This window comes from Candidatus Pelagibacter sp. Uisw_127, from assembly GCF_047722515.1.
Taxonomy (GTDB): domain Bacteria; phylum Pseudomonadota; class Alphaproteobacteria; order Pelagibacterales; family Pelagibacteraceae; genus Pelagibacter.
In genome coordinates this window covers 1,283,546-1,301,947 of sequence record NZ_CP159815.1, presented here as the reverse complement: position 1 = coordinate 1,301,947, position 18,402 = coordinate 1,283,546, and the positions used below count along the sequence as shown (strand labels likewise).

Genomic DNA, 18,402 nt, shown 5'->3' with positions numbered 1-18,402 from the left:
AATTAGCTCCATTTGTATATCTAATTACCATAAATGAAAAAAACTAAAATAGACCATTATACTGATAAAGAAGCTTTAGAATTCCATACCAAGAATAAACCTGGAAAAATTGAGATAAATTCTTCAAAGCCAATGACAACTAAAAGAGATTTGGCATTAGCTTATTCTCCAGGTGTAGCCGTTCCAGTTCGGGCTATTTATGATAATCCAGAAACCGCCTACGATTATACTTCTAAAGGAAATCTAGTTGCAGTGATAAGTAATGGCTCTGCAATTCTAGGTATGGGTAATTTAGGTGCATTAGCTTCAAAACCTGTGATGGAAGGAAAAGCAGTCTTGTTCAAAAGATTTGCAGATATAGACTCGATAGATTTAGAAATTGATTCCCAAGATGCAGACGAAATTATTAATAGTATTAAAAATTTTGCATGTAGCTTTGGTGGAATTAATTTAGAAGATATAGCTGCCCCTGATTGTTTTATTATTGAAGAAAAATTAAAAGAACTTTTAGATATCCCAGTTTTTCATGATGATCAACATGGTACAGCCATAATAACCACTGCAGCATTACTCAATGCTTTAGATATCAGTGGAAAATCAATAAAAGATATTAAGATTGTTGTTAATGGTGCTGGCGCTTCTGCAATTGCTTGTACAAACTTATTTAAAAATAGTGGTGTTCCCAATGAAAATGTAACTATGCTCGATCGAAAGGGAGTAGTTTATAGAGGAAGAACAGAGGGCATGGACCAATGGAAGTCTGCTCATGCAATTGATACAAAAAATAGAACTTTGGAAGAAGCTATCAACGGTGCAGATGTATTCTTAGGATTGTCTGCAAAGGGAGTGTTAAAAAAAGAGCTAGTAAAAACTATGGCAAAGAACCCAATAATTTTTGCTTGTGCTAATCCAGACCCAGAAATAACTCCTGAAGAAATAATGGAAGTTAGAGATGATGCTATTATAGCAACAGGAAGATCTGATTACCCTAATCAAGTAAATAACTTAATTGGTTTTCCTTACATCTTCAGAGGAGCCTTGGATGTAAGGGCTACTACAATTAATGAAGAAATGAAAGTGGCCGCTGCAAACGCAATTGCAAAATTAGCACGAGAAGATGTTCCTGATGAAGTTGTTGCAGCAATGGGTGGTGATCGTCCCAAATATGGTAAAGACTATATAATTCCATCCACTTTTGACCCGAGGTTAATTAGTGTAATTCCCGCAGCTGTTGCAAAAGCTGCGATGGATAGTGGTGTTGCAAAGAAAAAAATAGAAGATTTTGAAATTTATAAAGATCAGCTTAAACAAAGACTAGATCCTTCAGTAACTATCATGCAAGGTATCAATTCTCATATTAAAAAAAACCTAAAGAAAATTGTTTTTGCAGATGGAGAGGATGAAAATACTCTTAAAGCTGCAATTGCATTTAAAAACTCTAAGCTAGGTATTCCAATCTTAGTTGGTAAAAAAGAAAAGATTAAAGAAAGAATAAAAGAAATTGGCTACAATGAAAATTTTGATATTGAAATAGTAAATTCTCAGGACTCTGAAAAAAGAGAAAAATACGTAAGTTATTTGTTTAAAAAAATGCAAAGAGAACAAGGTCTTTTAGAAAGAGACTGCGATAGGCTTGTAAGAAATGATAGAGTAATATGGGCATCTTGTATGGTCGCATGTGGGGATGCAGATGGTGCGGTTACTGGAAACACTAGAAGATTTGGTGCATCTTTAGATAAAGTTACACAAGTAATTGATCCAAGACCTGGTGAAATAATGTTTGGTTTGAATATGGTTGTTGCAAAAGGAAAAACTATTTTTGTAGGGGACACTAGTGTTAACGAATATCCAAGCTCAGAAGAGCTTGCTGAAATTGCCGTATCAGCTGCAAGAGTGGTTAAGCTATTTGGTTTTGTTCCAAAAGTTGCTTTTGTTTCTCATTCAACTTTTGGTCAACCTCTAACAAGTAGAACAAAACATATAAAAAAAGCAGTTGAAATCTTAAAAGATAAAAATGTAGATTTTGATTTTGATGGAGATATGCAACCTGATGTTGCTCTTAATGTTGAGTATAAAGAGCTTTATCCTTTTTCAAGTATTGTTGGAAATGCAAATATTTTAATAATGCCAGGACAGCACAGTGCCGCCATTTCATACAAAATGATGAAAAGCTTAGGTAATACAAAAGTGATTGGACCCCTGCTAATTGGTTTGGGTCAGCCGATTGAAATAGCACCTTTGAGATCTTCTACATCAGAAATCATAAACTTAGCTTCTGTTGCTGCCTACTCTGCTGATGTAATTAAATATAAAAAGAATTAATTCTTTTGAATTCTCAAGTCTTCAACTAAAACAATACTTGCTATAACTTCCTCAACATCAAGTATCTCTTTTGCTTCACTTATTACTTCTTTTCTCTCGTTTCCTGTTAGAGAAATTCCATAAATAAATATTTTTTTCTTATAAGTATCTATTTGATAATTTGTTGCCTTAACTTTTTTATTAAATATTAGAGCCGTACGCAATTGAGAGGTTATCAATAAATCTTTGGCTGATTGTTGAAAATTAAAATCTTCTTTTAACTTAATATCATTTTTAACTGATCTAGCCCCTTTAGTTTCCCATGCTAATTTTGTAATTTGAAGTTTTTCCTCAGGATTATCAACTTTTCCTGTTAAAAAAATCCTACCATCTAAAACTTTTGTGCTTACAGATAATAAGTGGCTCTTATCTCTTAATAATAATCTTGCTGTTAAGTTTTTTTGCATTACAGAGTCATCAATTTGAGTTCCTAAAGATCTTGGATCGAAAGCAATACTAACACCCGTTCCAAAAACACCTTTTGAACTTATTCCAACACATCCTGTGGAAATTAAAAAAATTAAGCTTATTAATATAATTCTATTTTTCATTTTTTAACTTTAAACAATAATTGTAAATTTCTTTTTTAGGCACATTGGTATTTTGGCTTATTAAATCAGTAATATCTTTAATGCTTAATTTTTTAATCATTTTTTGAATATTTTTTTTATCAGATTCTTTTAAAATTATCGAAGAGTTTTTTTCCTTAAGTTTTTCAGAAATAACAATAGTTAGCTCTCCTTTTGGATCAGATTTAAAAGGCTCCAAGTCGTCTATATCTGATCTAATATATTCCTCATAAAATTTTGTCATTTCTCTACATATTAAAATTTTTCTTCCTAAAAAATAATGCTTAATATTTTCTATAGATTTATTGAATTTTCGAGGGGAAATGAAAAAAACAATACAGCTATTTAGATTTGCTAGTTTTTCAAAATCCTCTTTTAATTTATTATTTTTTTCAGGAAAAAATCCGTAGAAAAAATATTTTTCATTAAAACCACTAATGGAGACAGCAGTTGAAACAGCTGATGCACCAGATATTGGAAAAACATTAATATTATTTGCCACACACTCATTAATCAATATTGCTCCAGGATCAGAAACTGATGGGGTTCCCGCATCTGAAATTAGTGACACAACACATTCTGATTTTAAAATATCTATTATTTTTGATAGATTTTTTTTTTCATTAAATTTATGATTTGAAATTAGCTTTGACTTAATTTCATACCTATCCAATAAGTTTTTTGAAGTACGGGTATCTTCACATAGTATATAATCTGATTTTTTTAAGATGTCCAGGGCCCTTAAAGTAATATCGCTTAGATTTCCAATTGGAGTAGCAACAATATATAGACCACTTTTCACTTTATTATTTTTATTTTCAGTGTGTAGAATCATCACAATATAATCGTTATAATAATAACATTAAAATGAAGAAAATTATTAAAATTATATTACTTTTAGCTTTAACTTTTTTAATTTCAATAGGACATGTCTTTGCTGTTGAAAAAATTAAGATTGGATTACTTGTTCCATTAACAGGTAAAAATTCTGAAATTGGTCAATCAATAATCAAGTCTACAAGGCTAGCTATTAATAAAATAAACAACCCATCAATTGAAATTATTCCTAGAGATACTCAATCAAATCAAAAAGACACCTTAAAGGCAGCAAAAGAATTAGCTGAACTTGGTATAAAAATAATTATTGGGCCAGTATTTAATGAAAATTTAATTTATCTTGATGAATTAGCAGATGTAACTTTTTTATCATTAACAAACAAAGATGATAATTTCTCAAAAAATGTTATTAATGCAGGCATCAATGCTACCTCACAATTAAACACCATTAAGAAATTTCTAGAGTTAAGTGAAATAAAAAAAACTATTTTTTTGACTCCAGACGTAAATGACCAAAATGAAATTAAGAAAGCTATTTCTGCTTCCAAAATAAAAATAATAAAAAATTATACTTATAATACTGACCCTACTAAGCTTACTCAACAAATTGAAAAGATTACGCGTTACGATATAAGAAAACAAAATCTTGAGGACGAAATAGTCAGATTAGAAAAATCAAATCAAAGTAATAAAGAACAATTAATTGAGAGATTAAAGAAAAGAGATACTCTTGGTGGTGTAAAATTTAATTCTATAATAATTGCAGATTTTGATGAAAGTTTAAAAAGTGTTACAACTTCTTTATTATATACGGACATATCACCTAAAAAAAAATATTTCATAACCCTCAATCAATGGTTTGATAGATCTCTGCTTGAAGAAGCTAGCGTACAACCACTATATTTTCCTTCTATAAATAAAAAAAATTATGAGTCTTTTTCAGTAGAATATTATGAAAAATTTAATCAATATCCAAATCAATTATCCTTCTTGAGTTTTGATTTAGTCGGGCTAGTTTATTACTTAATACTTCAAAATAATTCGATTGTAGATAAAGAGATATTCACTAAAAAAACTTTATTCAAAGGAAAGGTTGGAATTTTTGAAATAAAGAAGAATAAAATTAATCATATTCTTAATTTTTATAAAGTTGAAAATGGTGAGTTTAAAAAAATTTTTTAATTTTTTTAAAAGCTTTAAACCGGTGATCCATTTTATATTTTTGTAGTGGCTTCATTTCACCAAAAGTAATTTTTTTTCCTTTTGGTATAAAGATAGGATCATAACCGAATCCATTTTCTCCTTTCATCGAAGATGAAATGTGTCCCTCAACTTTTCCTAAAGAACTTATTGTTTTTTGATTGGGTCCATAAATAGTTAAGGCACAAATAAATCTAGCTTTAATTTTTTTGGTTTTCCAATTTTTATTTTTTTTATCCAATTCTTTAAAAACTCTATTCATTGCCTTAATAAAATTTCCCCTTTTTCCACCCCATCTAGCTGAATAGATTCCTGGATTTCCCTCTAAAATATCAATCTCCAAGCCTGAGTCATCTGACAAGCAAATCATTTTCGATTTTTTAGAAAAATATCTAGCTTTGATTAAAGAATTTTCCTTAAAAGTTCTGCCATTTTCAGCTGGACTTTTAATTTTAAAATCAGCTGTCGAATAAATTTCAAGGCTTTTAGGCAATAAACCCCTAATTTCCTTTAATTTTCCACTATTATTTGTTCCTACTAATATTTTTGTAATTTTTTTCATTAGTATCTAGCAATTATAAAATTTCATACCATATAAGTCTCAATGGAAAAAGATCAAAACACTAATTCTGAGACTCAAAATAACGAAGCTGAAGAAGTTAAAGTAGAGGAATTAAATAGTGATGCTCAACTTGATACTTCGGAAAGAAACGAGCCCCCAAAAGAGATTACTCCTGAGGAAAAAATTTTAGAACTAGAAGACAAATTAGCTAGAGCTTTTGCTGAAATGGAAAACCAAAGAAGAAGATTTGAAAAAGAAAGAGAAGACGCTTTTAATTATGGTGGTTTTTCTTTTGCAAAAGAAACCTTAAATTTAATTGATAATTTGGAAAGATCAAAACAGATATTAGAAAATGATGAGGCATTAAAAAACTCCGAGACATTAAAAAAAACTTTAGAACATTTTGATATTATAATTAAAGATATGATTTCTATTTTATCCAAAAATGGAATTAACCCTATAGATTCAGTTGGTAAAAAACTTGATCCAAATTTTCATCAAGCAATGATGGAGATTGATGATGATCAAAAAGAACCTGGAACAATTATTCAAGAAATTCAAAAAGGCTTTATGATGAAAGACAGATTGCTTAGACCCTCTCTAGTAGGAGTTTCAAAGAAAGCTGAAAATAAAGAAGAAAAAAGTGAGGAAAATAAAGAGAATTCAGACAATTTATAATATTTGTCAGAACTTGTAGATTAAAAATTAACACTTATATGAAGGATAGGATTTAAATTATGAGCAAAATTATAGGAATAGATTTAGGAACAACAAATTCATGTGTGTCTATCATGGAAGGTAGTCAACCCAAAGTTTTAGAAAATGCAGAAGGTGCAAGAACAACCCCTTCAGTTGTTGCTTTTACCGATGATGGAGAAAAACTTGTTGGACAGCCCGCCAAGAGACAAGCTGTAACCAATCCTGAAAATACTATATTTGCTGTAAAAAGATTAATTGGAAGAAATTTTGAAGACCCTACAGTAAAAAAAGATATTGCAGCAGCTCCTTTTAAAATAGTTAATTCAGAAAAAGGTGATGCTTGGATTGAAGCAAAAGGTGAAAAATATTCTCCTTCACAAATATCAGCATTTATTCTGATAAAAATGAAGGAAACAGCTGAAAAGTATTTAGGACAAGCGGTAACTAAAGCGGTAATAACCGTTCCTGCCTACTTTAATGATGCTCAAAGACAAGCTACAAAAGATGCTGGTAAAATTGCAGGATTAGAAGTTTTAAGAATTATAAACGAACCTACTGCTGCCTCTCTGGCATATGGTTTGGATAAAAAAAAAGAAAATAAAAAAATTGCTGTATACGATTTAGGCGGTGGAACTTTTGATGTATCTATTCTTGAATTGGGCGATGGTGTATTTGAAGTTAAGTCTACTAATGGTGATACATTTTTAGGTGGAGAAGATTTTGATAACACAATTGTTGATTATTTAATTGGAGAATTTAAAAAAGATAATGGTATAGATTTAAGAACTGACAAGTTAGCCCTTCAAAGATTGAAAGAGGCTGCTGAGAAAGCAAAAATTGAGCTTTCTTCTGCTGAACAAACAGATGTTAATTTACCATTTATAACTGCAGATAAAACGGGTCCAAAGCACATTAACTTAAAAATGACTAGAGCAAAATTAGAAGCTTTGGTTGAAGACTTAATTTCAAGAACATTACCACCTTGTAAAACAGCACTTAAAGATGCGGGTCTTACCGCAAATGAAATTGATGAAGTTGTAATGGTTGGTGGTATGACAAGAATGCCAAGAGTTTTGGCTGAAGTTAAAAACTTTTTTGGAAAAGAACCTAATAAAAGTGTAAATCCAGATGAAGTTGTTGCGATGGGCGCTGCAATTCAAGCTGGTGTGCTTCAAGGAGATGTTAAAGATGTTTTACTTTTAGATGTAACACCTTTATCACTTGGAATTGAAACACTAGGTGGAGTTTCAACAAAATTAATTGAAAAAAATACAACAATTCCTACAAAAAAAAGCCAGGTTTTTTCTACAGCTGATGATAATCAGCCTGCTGTATCAATAAGAGTTCTTCAAGGTGAAAGGGAAATGGCCTCTGACAATAAAATGTTAGGAAATTTTGAATTAGTTGGTATTGCACCAGCTGCAAGAGGAATACCTCAAATTGAAGTAACTTTTGATATTGATGCAAATGGAATTGTTAGTGTTTCTGCAAAAGACAAGGGAACTGGAAAAGAACAAAAAATTCAAATCCAAGCTTCTGGCGGTTTAAGTGATGAAGAGATTGAAAAAATGGTTAAAGATGCAGAAGCAAACAAGGATGAAGATAAAAAGAAAAGGGAGTCGGTAGATGCAAGAAATCAAGCTGACACTTTAATTCATTCAACAGAAAAAAATTTAAAAGAGCATGGGGCTAAAGTTTCAGATGCAGACAAGAAAGCGATAGAAGATGCTTCATCTGCCTTGAAAGAAGTAATTAAAGGGACTGATATAGAAGATATTAAAAAAAAAACAGAAACCCTAGTTCAAGCTTCTATGAAATTAGGTGAAGCGATTTATAAGTCTCAAGAAAAAAAAGAAGGTTCGTCCAAAGAAGGTGATAAAAATAATGAAGAAAAAAAAGACGATAATGTAGTTGATGCAGACTTTGAAGAGGTAAAAGAAGAAGGTAAAGAAGAAGAAGTAAAAAAAGATACAAAAGAAGAAGGTAAAGAAAAAAGCGCTTAAGACTTAAAACAACTATCATCTTAAAGTAACTTATGGCTAAAAGAGATTTTTATGACGTCTTAGGTGTTAGCAAAAATGCAAGCCCTGAAGAGTTAAAGTCTGCGTACAGAAAACTAGCAATAAAACATCATCCTGATAAAAACCCTGGCGATAAAACGTCTGAAGATAAGTTCAAAGAAGCAGGTGAAGCATACGGTATTCTTTCGGATCAGGAAAAGAAGCAAAACTACGATAATTTTGGTCATGCTGCTTTTGAGGGCGGCGGAGGTGGAAGACAAAGCGGTGGCTTTGGTGGTGCTGACTTTTCAGATATTTTTGAAGATTTTTTTGGTGATTTTGGTGGAGGTGGAAGATCAAGAGGGAGAAGCACAAATAACAGGGGTTCTGACTTAAGGTATGATTTATCAATTACTCTTGAAGAAGCATATGGGGGGAAAAAACAAGATATAAAATTTTCAACAACAGAAAAATGCACTACTTGCAAAGGAAATGGTTCGAAGCCTGGCCACTCTCCTGATAGATGCACAGTTTGTGGCGGGAATGGCAAAGTAAGATCTAATCAAGGTTTTTTTACTGTTCAACAAACCTGTTCTCAGTGTGCTGGAACTGGTGAGGAAATTACCAATCCATGTACTGAATGTAATGGTCAAGGTAACAAACAAGCTTCAAAAAAAATATCAGTAACCATACCAAAAGGTGTTGATGATGGAACAAGAATAAGATTAGCGGGCAAAGGTGAGGCTGGTTCCAAAGGTGGGGCTAGTGGAGACTTGTATCTATTTATTAATGTCCACACTCACGATCTATTCAAAAGATCAGATGAAAATTTATTTTTTGAATTTCCTATTTCTATAGCTGATGCTGCATTAGGTACTACAATTGAAATACCAACAATTGACGGTGGAAGAGCAAAAATTAAAATACCAGATGGTACTCAAAATGGAAAACAGTTTAGATTAAAAGGAAAAGGAATGCCTTATATACGTGGCAGTGGAAATGGTGATCTTTATGTTCAAATAAATACTGAAGTTCCTATCTCATTAAATAAAGAACAAAAAGAGTTACTTGAAAAATTTAAAAAAATAGAAAACGAGAAATCAAATCCAAGTATTAAAAAATTCTTTCAAAAAGCTAAAAGTTTTTGGAAAAACTAAAAGACTAATTAGTTAAAAAAGGTTAATATTTTCCTAGATGAAAAAAATTAATTTAGCGATATCAGGTTGCCTAGGTAGAATGGGTCAGCAAATTATTAAATCTTCTAGATCTAATAAAAGCTTTAAATTAGTAACTCTTACAGAAAATAAAATTGTTAATAAAAAAATAGCTGGAATTAAACTTAATTTAAATACAGATCAGGCTTTTAAAAAAGCTGATATAATAATAGATTTTACTGTTCCTAATTGTACTCTCGATATTCTTAAAATTGCCTCTAAATTAAAAAAAAGAGTAGTAATTGGAACAACGGGCTTTACCCAAAAAGAAGAGGCTTTAATTAAAAATTTTTCAAAAAAAATTCCCATATTAAAAGCAGGCAATATGAGCTTGGGTGTTAATTTGTTAATGTATTTAACTGAAATAGCTTCAAAATCACTAAATGAGGAATATTTAAGTAAAGTATTTGAAGTTCATCATAAACATAAAAAAGATTATCCTTCAGGGACCGCCTTAATGCTTGGAAAGGGTATTGCCAATGGAAAAAATAAAAATCTTTACAATTTAATTGGTAAAAAATTTTTAAATAAAAAATTTTTTCCGTATGCAAAAAAAATTAATTTTAACTCAATTAGAAAAGGTGAAATAGTTGGTGAGCATGAAGTGGCATTTTCTAGTGGTAAGGAAATAATAAGATTAAATCATGAAGCATTTGATAGAGCTCTATACTCAGATGGTGCTTTAACTGCTGCAAAATGGCTTATGAATAAAAAGCCTGGACTTTATTCAATGAGAGATTTATTGAATTTTGAATAATGGATGAAAAAGAAAAATCAAAAAAAATACTCAAAATTTTAAATAAAATTTATCCAACAACCCCTATTCCTCTAGATCATAGAAACAAATTCACCCTTTTAATATCAGTTCTTTTATCAGCACAGTGTACTGATTTAAATGTCAACAATATAACTAAGAGTATATATCCAAAATATTATAAACCTGAGCATTTTGTAAAATTGGGTAGAAAAAAAATTGAAAAATTAATCAAAAGTATCGGCATCTTTCGAGTTAAAGCAAAAAGCATTTATTTAATGTCTAAACTTCTTTTGGAAAGGCATGGTGGCAAAGTACCTAAAAGCTTCGAGGACCTTGAAAATCTGCCTGGTGTGGGCCATAAAACAGCAAGTGTGGTCATGTCTCAAGGTTTTGGTGTACCTGCATTTGCAGTGGACACTCACATTCATAGATTAGCTCAAAGATGGGGTTTAACAAATGGCAAGAATGTTATTCAAACAGAGAATGATCTAAAAAGATTATTTCCTGAAAAAACATGGAGTAAGTTACATTTACAAATAATTTATTATGGAAGAGAGTTTTGTAAAGCCAGAGAGTGTTATGGTTTGACTTGTAAAATTTGCACGACTTGTTATCCTAATAGAAAAAATCCAATTAAAATAAAAAAAGCTTAATATGAAAATTCTAGGAATTGGGAATGCAATTGTTGATGTTATATGTAAAGTAAATGATCAGTATTTAGTGAAAAATGGGTTAACCAAAAGTACCATGAAGCTGGTAAATGAAGATGAATTCAAAAAACTTTTATCGACTCTAAAAATTGAAGAAACAGTATCTGGTGGATCTGTTGCAAATTCGATTGTTGGCCTATCTCAATTAGGAAATGATGTTGGGTTTATTGGCAAAATTAATGCTGACGATCTGGGTCAAAAATATGAAGAAGGACTAATTAAAGAAAAAGTAGAATATTTTTATCACAAGAAAAAAGAAGTTTTACCAACTGGGACCTGCTTGATTTTGATTACACCTGATGCAGAAAGAACAATGGTGACATTCTTGGGGGTGGCTGGAAAAATTAGTAAAAACGATATTGATGAAAAAGCTATAGAACAAAGTAAAATAATATTTCTTGAAGGATATCTTTGGGATAAAGGTGAACCAAAGTCTGCTTTTGATAAAGCAATGTCACTCTCTCATAAAAAAGCAATGTCTTTATCAGATCAATTTTGTGTAGAGCGGCACAAAGATGATTTTTTAAATTTAGTTAAAAATAGACTTGATATTACCTTTGCTAATGAACAAGAAATTAAATCATTAATAAATGCAAATAATTTTGAAGACGTAATTGCATTTGGTAAGGAATTGGGAAAAATACTAGTTGTCACTCGTGGGGCAGAAGGAAGTATTGCCATAAAGAATAATGAAGTAATAGAATGTAAAAGTAGAAAAGATTTACAAATTGTAGATTTGACTGGAGCCGGAGATTTATTTGCTGCAGGGTTTCTTCATGGCTTTATAAATGGTTTTTCAACAAAAGAGAGTCTTGAAAAAGGTACTGAAATGTCGTCTAAAATAATTCAAAAAGTTGGAGCTAGACTGAATTAATCTTAATTTTACTCAATAAAATAACCATTTTTTTGACTTAATATAAAATCTTCGTCGTGAAACTTGTTAGTTATTTTTTTTCTAAGTCTATAAATATGAGTTTCAACGGTGTGTGTTTCCATATCGGGGGAATAGCCCCAAATATTTTTTTGTAAATCTAAAACATCACAATTTTTCTTTTTGTCTTTTAAATATAGAATAATCTCAATTTCTTTTTCAGTTAACTTTAAACTTAATTCATTTTTTAAAAAAAACTTAGAATTTAAATTTAACTCGTAGCCTTTTATATTAACTTTTGATTGTTGATTAAATTTTAATTTAATAAATTGAATATTTATTAGTTCTATCAACTTACGAAGAGGCAAAGGAAAAATATTAAAATTTAATAAATTTTTCTCAGTTATTGATTTATTTAATAATAATTTGTCACTAGATTTTGAAATAAATAAAGAGTTTTTTATATCTAAATTGGAATTTTTAATAAAATCATATTCATCTTCACATCTTACAACTATGAAAGATAAATTTTTTTTAATCTCATCCAAGATCTCATATAGTGTGTTATGATTAATTATAATGAGATTTTGCTTAAACATATTTAATGTAGACAATGATAATTCATGTAAGAAATAAAAACAGCCTTATAATTGACGATTTTACACTTAAATGCTGTATTGGAAAAAATGGCTTAAATTCAAATAAAAGGGAGGGTGATTTATCTACACCAAAAGGTTCTTTTAAATTAAAAAGATTATATTTTAGGAAAGATAGAGTTGGAGTTCCTAAGTGCAAGATTAGGAAAAAAATTATTACCAAAAATATGGGATGGTGTGATGATTCAAATAACAAAAAATATAATAGTGAAATTATTATTTCTAAAAAAAATAAAGAAAAGTTCTATAGAGATGATTTTAAATATGATTATTTAATAACAATTAATCACAATAATAAAAAAATACCTTTTAAGGGTAGTGCTATTTTTATTCACTTAACAGAAAATTATAAACCAACAGCTGGTTGTATAGCTCTTAAAAAAAGTGATTTTGAAATTTTATTAAAACTAATTGATCAAAATACTAAATTAAAAATTGATTAATCTCTTTTACCAAAAATCTTAGAGCCTATTCTTAAATACGTTGCGTTGTTTCTAGCTGCGTCTAGATAATCTTCTGACATTCCCATACTCAAGTCTTTCAATTGTAAGGTCTTATTAATCATATTCATTTCTATAAAGTGTTTATTTGCATTATAATTTTTGGGAGGAATACACATAGTGCCTACCACATTTAAATTTAATTTTTGACAATATTTTAAAAGATTTTCAGCTGCATGTTTGTCTATGCCTGATTTTTGTTCTTCACTTCCAATATTTACTTGAATAAAAATTTTTATTTTTTTATTTTGTTTAGCCTGCTCATCTGCTATTTTTTTAGCTAATTTTTCATTATCCACTGAATGAATATAGTCAAAAACTTTCACGGCTAATTTTACTTTATTGGTTTGAAGTTTGCCTATTAAGTGTATCCTAATGTGCTTATTTTGAGTTTTAATATCTGTCCATTTATTTATAGCTTCTTGAACCTTATTTTCTCCATAATCTAAATGCCCATGTTCAATCAATGGTAAAATTTTATCAATATCAAAAGTCTTTGAAACTGCAATAATTTTAGGTATTTCATTATTGTCTAAATCGACTATTTTAGATTTTAGTTGATTTTCTATATTAATCAAATTTTGAACTGTATTATGCATAATTACCTTCCAAGAAAGTATCACTTTATAAGCAATTTTGATAAAAATCATATAGATAATCAAACCTCAGATACTGCAATAATTTTCAGAAACTATACTAAAAAAATAGACTTAGATTTAATTTTAAAGATTAAAAATTACTGCAAAAAACGTAAAATTAAATTTCTCATCTCAAACAATATTAAATTAGCAATAAATCTAAATTTAGATGGTGCCTATATTCCCTCTTTTAATACATCTACGAGACATCTTAACTATACGAGAAGTAATAAATTTATTTTAGTTGGATCATCACACAATTTGAAAGAAATAAGGATGAAAGAACTTCAAAATGTACAAGCAATTTTTTTATCATCTTTATTCAAAAAAAATAAAAATTATCTTGGAGTTAGAAAATTTAAATTGCTGTCTTGTTTAACAAGAATAAAAATAATTGCCTTGGGGGGAATTTCAAACAATAATCAAAAACAGTTAAAGTTAATAAATTGCTTCGGTTTTGCAGGAATTTCTTTTTTTAATAAATAAATTTACCTGAATAAAAAAAGGCCCCTTAAAAGGGGCCTTTCAAATCTTTGTGATTTAAATTTAATTAAAACGCAAATGATAATCCCATTTCGTAACCTTCTCTGTCTATATCAGCGTCATAACCAACGTTATCAACGTCATTCATAGCACCAGCAAATGTCATTGATCCCATAGTGTAAGACCAAGAAATTCCTGAAGACTCCATGTCATCAGTATCTGTTTGAGAATCAAATACAGCTTCATTGTAAGCTACTGAGAAGTTATCAGTTATAGCATAACTAACACCCATCATAGTAACTTCAACATCTGAACTTGCAGTTGCATGATCTTGCTCTGATTGTTGAACACCAAGAGTAACTGGACCATATGCATATTTGATGTACATAGTAGAGTCATCAATTTGAGTTCCTGTTGTTTCTTCAGTATCACCTTTAGCATAACCAACTGTTAAACCCTCAACCATTTCTGGTGAGTAAGCAAGAGCGAAGTCATTGTAAGAAACATCTGTTGTTGCATCTGATGCATTTACATAAGCTGCAGTAACTGTAAGTCCAGCAAATGATGGTGATGTGTAGATAAACATATTATCGTTAGCTGCACCATTAATCATTTGAGCGTCACCGCCTGTTATAACATCCCAAGACTCTTCGTAAGCATTAGGTGTAACATCATCAACAGCACTTAGTGCACTTGATGAACCATGTCCGCCAAATACTAAAGTTCCAGCATCACCCATTGCAATACTAATTGAATGATCATCTTCTGCACCACCATCAATTTCCATTTTAGTAGTTATAGTCCAACCGTTATCTAATTCACCAGTTCCAGTAAAGTTAAGACTATCACCCATAGTCCAACCGTTTCCTGTATGTGCTCCAATAACGCTTCCTGTTTCGTTTAAAGTAATTGCCGCACCACCACTAACACTTAGTTCTGCAGCAAAAGCTGAAGAAGCAATAAGAGAAGTACCTAATGCAGTCAAACCTATCATTTTTAGTTTGTTCATTTTATTTCCTTGTTTGTTAATTAATGTTTAATATTAAACACTCAAGAAATAGCATTTAATTCCAAAAAATATTAATAATTAAGATCTTTTTATCAAATTATCAAAAGCTGTTGTATATTTACATCACCTAATTTTAGTTGATTTTGCTATATTTTTGTCAAAATTTGCATTAAATTGTATATAATTCACCTAATTCAAAAATAAATAATGATTAATTTGAAAAATTCTAAAATATTAGCTGTTTTGCTATTAATTACTTTCGGATTTAATTCCTGCATTAAGCTGCCAGGAGGTGATGCTAGAAAAAATCCACCTGATCCGAAATTGAGAGTTCAAAAAAATCTTGAAGAAGGAAGAGGTATCCAATTTGGCACTGGTAAAAAAGGTGGAACTGGAAATTTCGAATTTTCTAGCTCTAATGAATTATGGAGAGCTTCCCTTGATACAATTGATTTTATGCCTTTAGCTTCTGTTAATTATGGTGGTGGGATTATTGTTACTGATTGGTATTCAACCGATATAAACTCTGATGAAAGTATTAAAATTTCAATAAGGTTTTTAACAAATGAGATAAGATCTGACTCTTTAGATATAAAAGTTTTTAACAAAAAATGTGTCGCTCAATCAAATTGTGTCGTATCTGAGAAAACGGGTGGTTTAATTCCCGAATTAACAGCAAAAATTTTGAAAACAGCAACAATTTATAAAGAAAAAAAGAAAAAGTAAAAAAGTAAAAATTCTGCCTAATAAAATGATAAGGTAGCACTCATTAAAATAAATAAAGTTTAATTCTTGTGGATAGATATAATTTCAAAATTATAGAACAAAAATGGCAAAATCTCTGGGAAGAAAATAAAGTTTTCTCAACAAAGGTTGATAAGAGTAAAAAAAAATTTTATTGTTTAGAAATGTTTCCTTATCCATCTGGTAAAATTCACATGGGTCATGTTAGAAATTATACAATAGGAGATGTATTAGCTAGATTTAAGGCTCTACAGGGTTTTAATGTACTTCATCCAATGGGCTGGGACTCTTTTGGTATGCCTGCGGAAAATGCTGCTAGACAAAATAATCTAGATCCTAAAAGTTGGACTGAGTCTAATATAAAAACAATGAAATCGCAGCTAAAAAGACTTGGGCTATCTATAGATTGGAGTAAAGAAATATCAACTTGTTCACCAGACTACTATAAACACCAACAAGAATTTTTTTTAGAACTTTATGACAAGGGTTTAGTTTATAGAAAAAAAAATTATGTCAACTGGGACCCAGTTGATCAAACTGTTTTAGCTAATGAGCAAGTCGTTGACGGAAAGGGTTGGAGATCAGGGGCTATAGTAGAAAGAAAGAAACTTAATCAGTGGTTTTTTAATATATCAAAATTTTCAGAAGATCTTTTAAAAGGTTTAGATTCTCTAAAAAATTGGCCCAATAAAGTAAAGGTAATGCAAAAAAATTGGATTGGTAAATCTTTTGGTTGTGAGGTTAAGTTTGAAATTACAGGTGAAAAACCAATTGAATATATTAAGTGCTACACAACAAGACCTGATACTTTGTTTGGGTTGTCTTTTTTAGCCTTATCAGTGGATCACCCATTATCAAAGTTTTATGAAAATGATGAAAAATTTCAAAAGTTCAGAGATGAATGTTCAAAAACTGGTACAACTGAAGAATCTATTGCAGCTGCTGAAAAGCTAGGGTTTAAAACCAACTTAATGGCCATTAATCCTTTAGATGAAAATATTAAAGTTCCTGTTTATTTTGCAAATTTTGTTTTAATGGATTATGGGCTTGGGGCAGTTTTTGGGTGTCCTGCACATGATCAAAGAGATTTAGATTTTGCTAAGAAATATAATTTGGATGTTACAACAGTTGTAAAACCAGAAAAAAATAAAAACTTTGAAGTTACAAATGAGGCTTATACTGGTGAGGGCCATCTTTTTAATTCTAAGTTTCTTGATGGTTTAAAAGTTCCAAGTGAGTCTATTGTTAAAACAATTGAGTTTTTAGAAAAAAATAAACTTGGTGAAAAAAAAACCAATTATAGATTAAAAGACTGGGGAATATCAAGACAACGTTATTGGGGTTGTCCTATACCAATTGCATACGATGAAGAAAATAAACCCATTAAAATTCCAAAAACTATGCTCCCTGTTGTATTACCTAAAATCGATAAACTACAAAACACTGGGAACCCCCTAGATTCAGAAGACGACTGGAAATATTTTATTTTAGAGGGTAAAAAATACAGGAGAGAAACTGATACTTTAGATACCTTTGTAGATTCTTCCTGGTATTTTTTAAGATTTTGTTCAGCAAATAATATCCATTATGGATTTACACAAGAAGAAATTGATTATTGGATGCCTGTTGATCAGTATATAGGTGGTGTTGAGCATGCAATTTTACACCTATTGTATTCAAGGTTTTTCATGCAAGCTCTATCGTTCCAAAATGAAAAATTTAAATTGAAAGAACCTTTTGATGGTCTGTTTACTCAAGGCATGGTTTGTCACGAAACATATAAAGATAAAGATAACAGGTGGTTAAGTCCTGAAGAAATTTCAACGAATGATGGTAAAAATTATTTTAAAAAAGTTGACACAAAAGAAAAAATTACAGTTGGGCCAATAGAGTCTATGTCAAAATCAAAAAAAAATACAGTCGACCCTCAAAATATTATAAATAATTATGGTGCAGATTCAGTAAGACTTTTTATTTTATCAGACAGTCCTCCAGAAAAAGACGTTCAGTGGTCAGACCAGGGCATGGTCGCTTCCTATAAATTTTTACAAAAATTATGGTTGCTTAATTCTAAAATTTTAGAAAAAATTGAAACTGATAAATCAAGCTCTACAAATGAAGCATTATCAAAATTCACAAATCAGTTAATTTATAAAATTACTCTAAACTTGGAAAAGTTTCATTACAATGTGATCATTGCAAACTTTCATGAAATGTATAATTTTTTGATTAAAGAGATCGAAAAACCAATGAAAACTGAGATTCTGGTAGAAAATTACAAAAAAATTCTTATAGCAATGATCCCGTTTATTCCTCACTTTGCCAACGAATGCTTAACCAAAATTAATAAAAATCCAATACAATGGCAATGGCCAGTGGTTTTGAAGAGTGAACTAATTGAAGAAAATATTAATTTTGTTATTCAAATCAATGGAAAAAAAAGAGCTTTATTAAAAGTAAAAAACAATATTAATGAAGAAGACTTGTTAAAAGAAATTCAAGAAAACAAAGATACTGAAGAATTAATAAAAAATCAAAAAATAGTGAAGACAATTTTTGTATCAAATAGACTAATAAATATTATAATATAAA

General features: G+C 30.0%; 18 protein-coding genes. 12 read left to right on the top strand and 6 right to left on the bottom strand.

Translation table 11 applies throughout. The features are described 5' to 3' along the window. The first annotated feature begins 33 nt into the window (after positions 1-33). The gene (locus ABXT65_RS07100; protein WP_415323432.1) at positions 34-2,322 is read left to right on the top strand and encodes an NADP-dependent malic enzyme; all 2,289 of its coding nucleotides are present in this window, start codon (positions 34-36) and stop codon (positions 2,320-2,322) included. Here ABXT65_RS07100 and ABXT65_RS07095 read toward each other — a convergent pair. Then, entirely contained in the window at positions 2,319-2,912 is a 594-nt protein-coding gene (locus ABXT65_RS07095; RefSeq protein WP_415323431.1) for a BON domain-containing protein, read from the bottom strand. The genes ABXT65_RS07100 and ABXT65_RS07095 overlap by 4 nt on opposite strands. Then, positions 2,902-3,765 carry a 16S rRNA (cytidine(1402)-2'-O)-methyltransferase gene (gene rsmI, locus ABXT65_RS07090; protein WP_415323430.1) on the bottom strand — a complete coding sequence of 288 codons (864 nt, stop codon included), beginning with the start codon at positions 3,763-3,765 and terminating at the stop codon, positions 2,902-2,904. Before rsmI ends, ABXT65_RS07095 begins: the two co-directional genes overlap by 11 nt. Positions 3,766-3,797: 32 nt before the next feature. Between rsmI and ABXT65_RS07085 the strand changes: the two genes are divergently transcribed. Further along, positions 3,798-4,949 (top strand): ABC transporter substrate-binding protein, encoded by a 1,152-nt coding sequence (locus ABXT65_RS07085; RefSeq protein WP_415323429.1) that lies wholly within the window; start codon positions 3,798-3,800, stop codon positions 4,947-4,949. Here the strand turns inward: ABXT65_RS07085 and rdgB are convergent. Then, complete coding sequence (gene rdgB, locus ABXT65_RS07080; protein WP_415324217.1) at positions 4,933-5,535, bottom strand: RdgB/HAM1 family non-canonical purine NTP pyrophosphatase; 603 nt, start codon at positions 5,533-5,535, stop codon at positions 4,933-4,935. The genes ABXT65_RS07085 and rdgB overlap by 17 nt on opposite strands. A gap of 36 nt (positions 5,536-5,571) precedes the next feature. Between rdgB and grpE the strand changes: the two genes are divergently transcribed. From grpE to ABXT65_RS07050, 6 genes are read left to right on the top strand one after another with little or no spacing between them, the layout of a single operon-like run. Next, positions 5,572-6,207 carry a nucleotide exchange factor GrpE gene (gene grpE / locus ABXT65_RS07075; RefSeq protein ID WP_415323428.1) on the top strand — a complete coding sequence of 212 codons (636 nt, stop codon included), beginning with the start codon at positions 5,572-5,574 and terminating at the stop codon, positions 6,205-6,207. A 59-nt stretch (positions 6,208-6,266) separates the two neighbouring features. Next, complete coding sequence (dnaK, locus tag ABXT65_RS07070) at positions 6,267-8,231, top strand: molecular chaperone DnaK (protein ID WP_415323427.1); 1,965 nt, start codon at positions 6,267-6,269, stop codon at positions 8,229-8,231. Positions 8,232-8,263: 32 nt separating this feature from the next. Further along, the gene (dnaJ, locus tag ABXT65_RS07065; protein WP_415323426.1) at positions 8,264-9,385 is read left to right on the top strand and encodes a molecular chaperone DnaJ; all 1,122 of its coding nucleotides are present in this window, start codon (positions 8,264-8,266) and stop codon (positions 9,383-9,385) included. A gap of 37 nt (positions 9,386-9,422) precedes the next feature. Further along, complete coding sequence (gene dapB, locus ABXT65_RS07060; RefSeq protein ID WP_415323425.1) at positions 9,423-10,199, top strand: 4-hydroxy-tetrahydrodipicolinate reductase; 777 nt, start codon at positions 9,423-9,425, stop codon at positions 10,197-10,199. Further along, entirely contained in the window at positions 10,199-10,852 is a 654-nt protein-coding gene (gene nth, locus ABXT65_RS07055) for an endonuclease III (protein ID WP_415323423.1), read from the top strand. Before dapB ends, nth begins: the two co-directional genes overlap by 1 nt. Before the next feature lies 1 nt (position 10,853). Continuing rightward, the gene (locus ABXT65_RS07050; RefSeq protein ID WP_415323421.1) at positions 10,854-11,783 is read left to right on the top strand and encodes an adenosine kinase; all 930 of its coding nucleotides are present in this window, start codon (positions 10,854-10,856) and stop codon (positions 11,781-11,783) included. An 8-nt stretch (positions 11,784-11,791) separates the two neighbouring features. Here ABXT65_RS07050 and ABXT65_RS07045 read toward each other — a convergent pair whose 3' ends face one another. After that, on the bottom strand, positions 11,792-12,379 hold the full coding sequence (locus tag ABXT65_RS07045; protein WP_415323419.1) for a helix-turn-helix domain-containing protein: 588 nt from the start codon (positions 12,377-12,379) through the stop codon (positions 11,792-11,794). Positions 12,380-12,393: 14 nt separating this feature from the next. Here ABXT65_RS07045 and ABXT65_RS07040 point away from each other — a divergent pair, with 14 nt between their 5' ends. Beyond that, the gene (locus ABXT65_RS07040) at positions 12,394-12,879 is read left to right on the top strand and encodes a L,D-transpeptidase family protein (protein ID WP_415323417.1); all 486 of its coding nucleotides are present in this window, start codon (positions 12,394-12,396) and stop codon (positions 12,877-12,879) included. Here ABXT65_RS07040 and ABXT65_RS07035 read toward each other — a convergent pair. Beyond that, on the bottom strand, positions 12,876-13,535 hold the full coding sequence (locus ABXT65_RS07035; protein WP_415323415.1) for a YggS family pyridoxal phosphate-dependent enzyme: 660 nt from the start codon (positions 13,533-13,535) through the stop codon (positions 12,876-12,878). The genes ABXT65_RS07040 and ABXT65_RS07035 overlap by 4 nt on opposite strands. Between ABXT65_RS07035 and ABXT65_RS07030 the strand changes: the two genes are divergently transcribed. After that, entirely contained in the window at positions 13,530-14,060 is a 531-nt protein-coding gene (locus tag ABXT65_RS07030; RefSeq protein ID WP_415323413.1) for a thiamine phosphate synthase, read from the top strand. The genes ABXT65_RS07035 and ABXT65_RS07030 overlap by 6 nt on opposite strands. A gap of 64 nt (positions 14,061-14,124) precedes the next feature. On the opposite strand, the gene ABXT65_RS07025 is transcribed toward ABXT65_RS07030, so the two are convergent. Then, the gene (locus ABXT65_RS07025) at positions 14,125-15,066 is read right to left on the bottom strand and encodes a porin (protein ID WP_415323411.1); all 942 of its coding nucleotides are present in this window, start codon (positions 15,064-15,066) and stop codon (positions 14,125-14,127) included. Between the two features lie 207 nt (positions 15,067-15,273). On the opposite strand from ABXT65_RS07025, the gene ABXT65_RS07020 reads away from it, so the two are divergent. Next, positions 15,274-15,792 (top strand): DUF3576 domain-containing protein, encoded by a 519-nt coding sequence (locus ABXT65_RS07020; protein WP_415323409.1) that lies wholly within the window; start codon positions 15,274-15,276, stop codon positions 15,790-15,792. 68 nt (positions 15,793-15,860) lie between these two features. Further along, positions 15,861-18,401: a leucine--tRNA ligase gene (gene leuS / locus ABXT65_RS07015; protein WP_415323407.1), complete on the top strand. Its 2,541-nt coding sequence runs from the start codon at positions 15,861-15,863 to the stop codon at positions 18,399-18,401. Position 18,402: the final 1 nt, after the last annotated feature.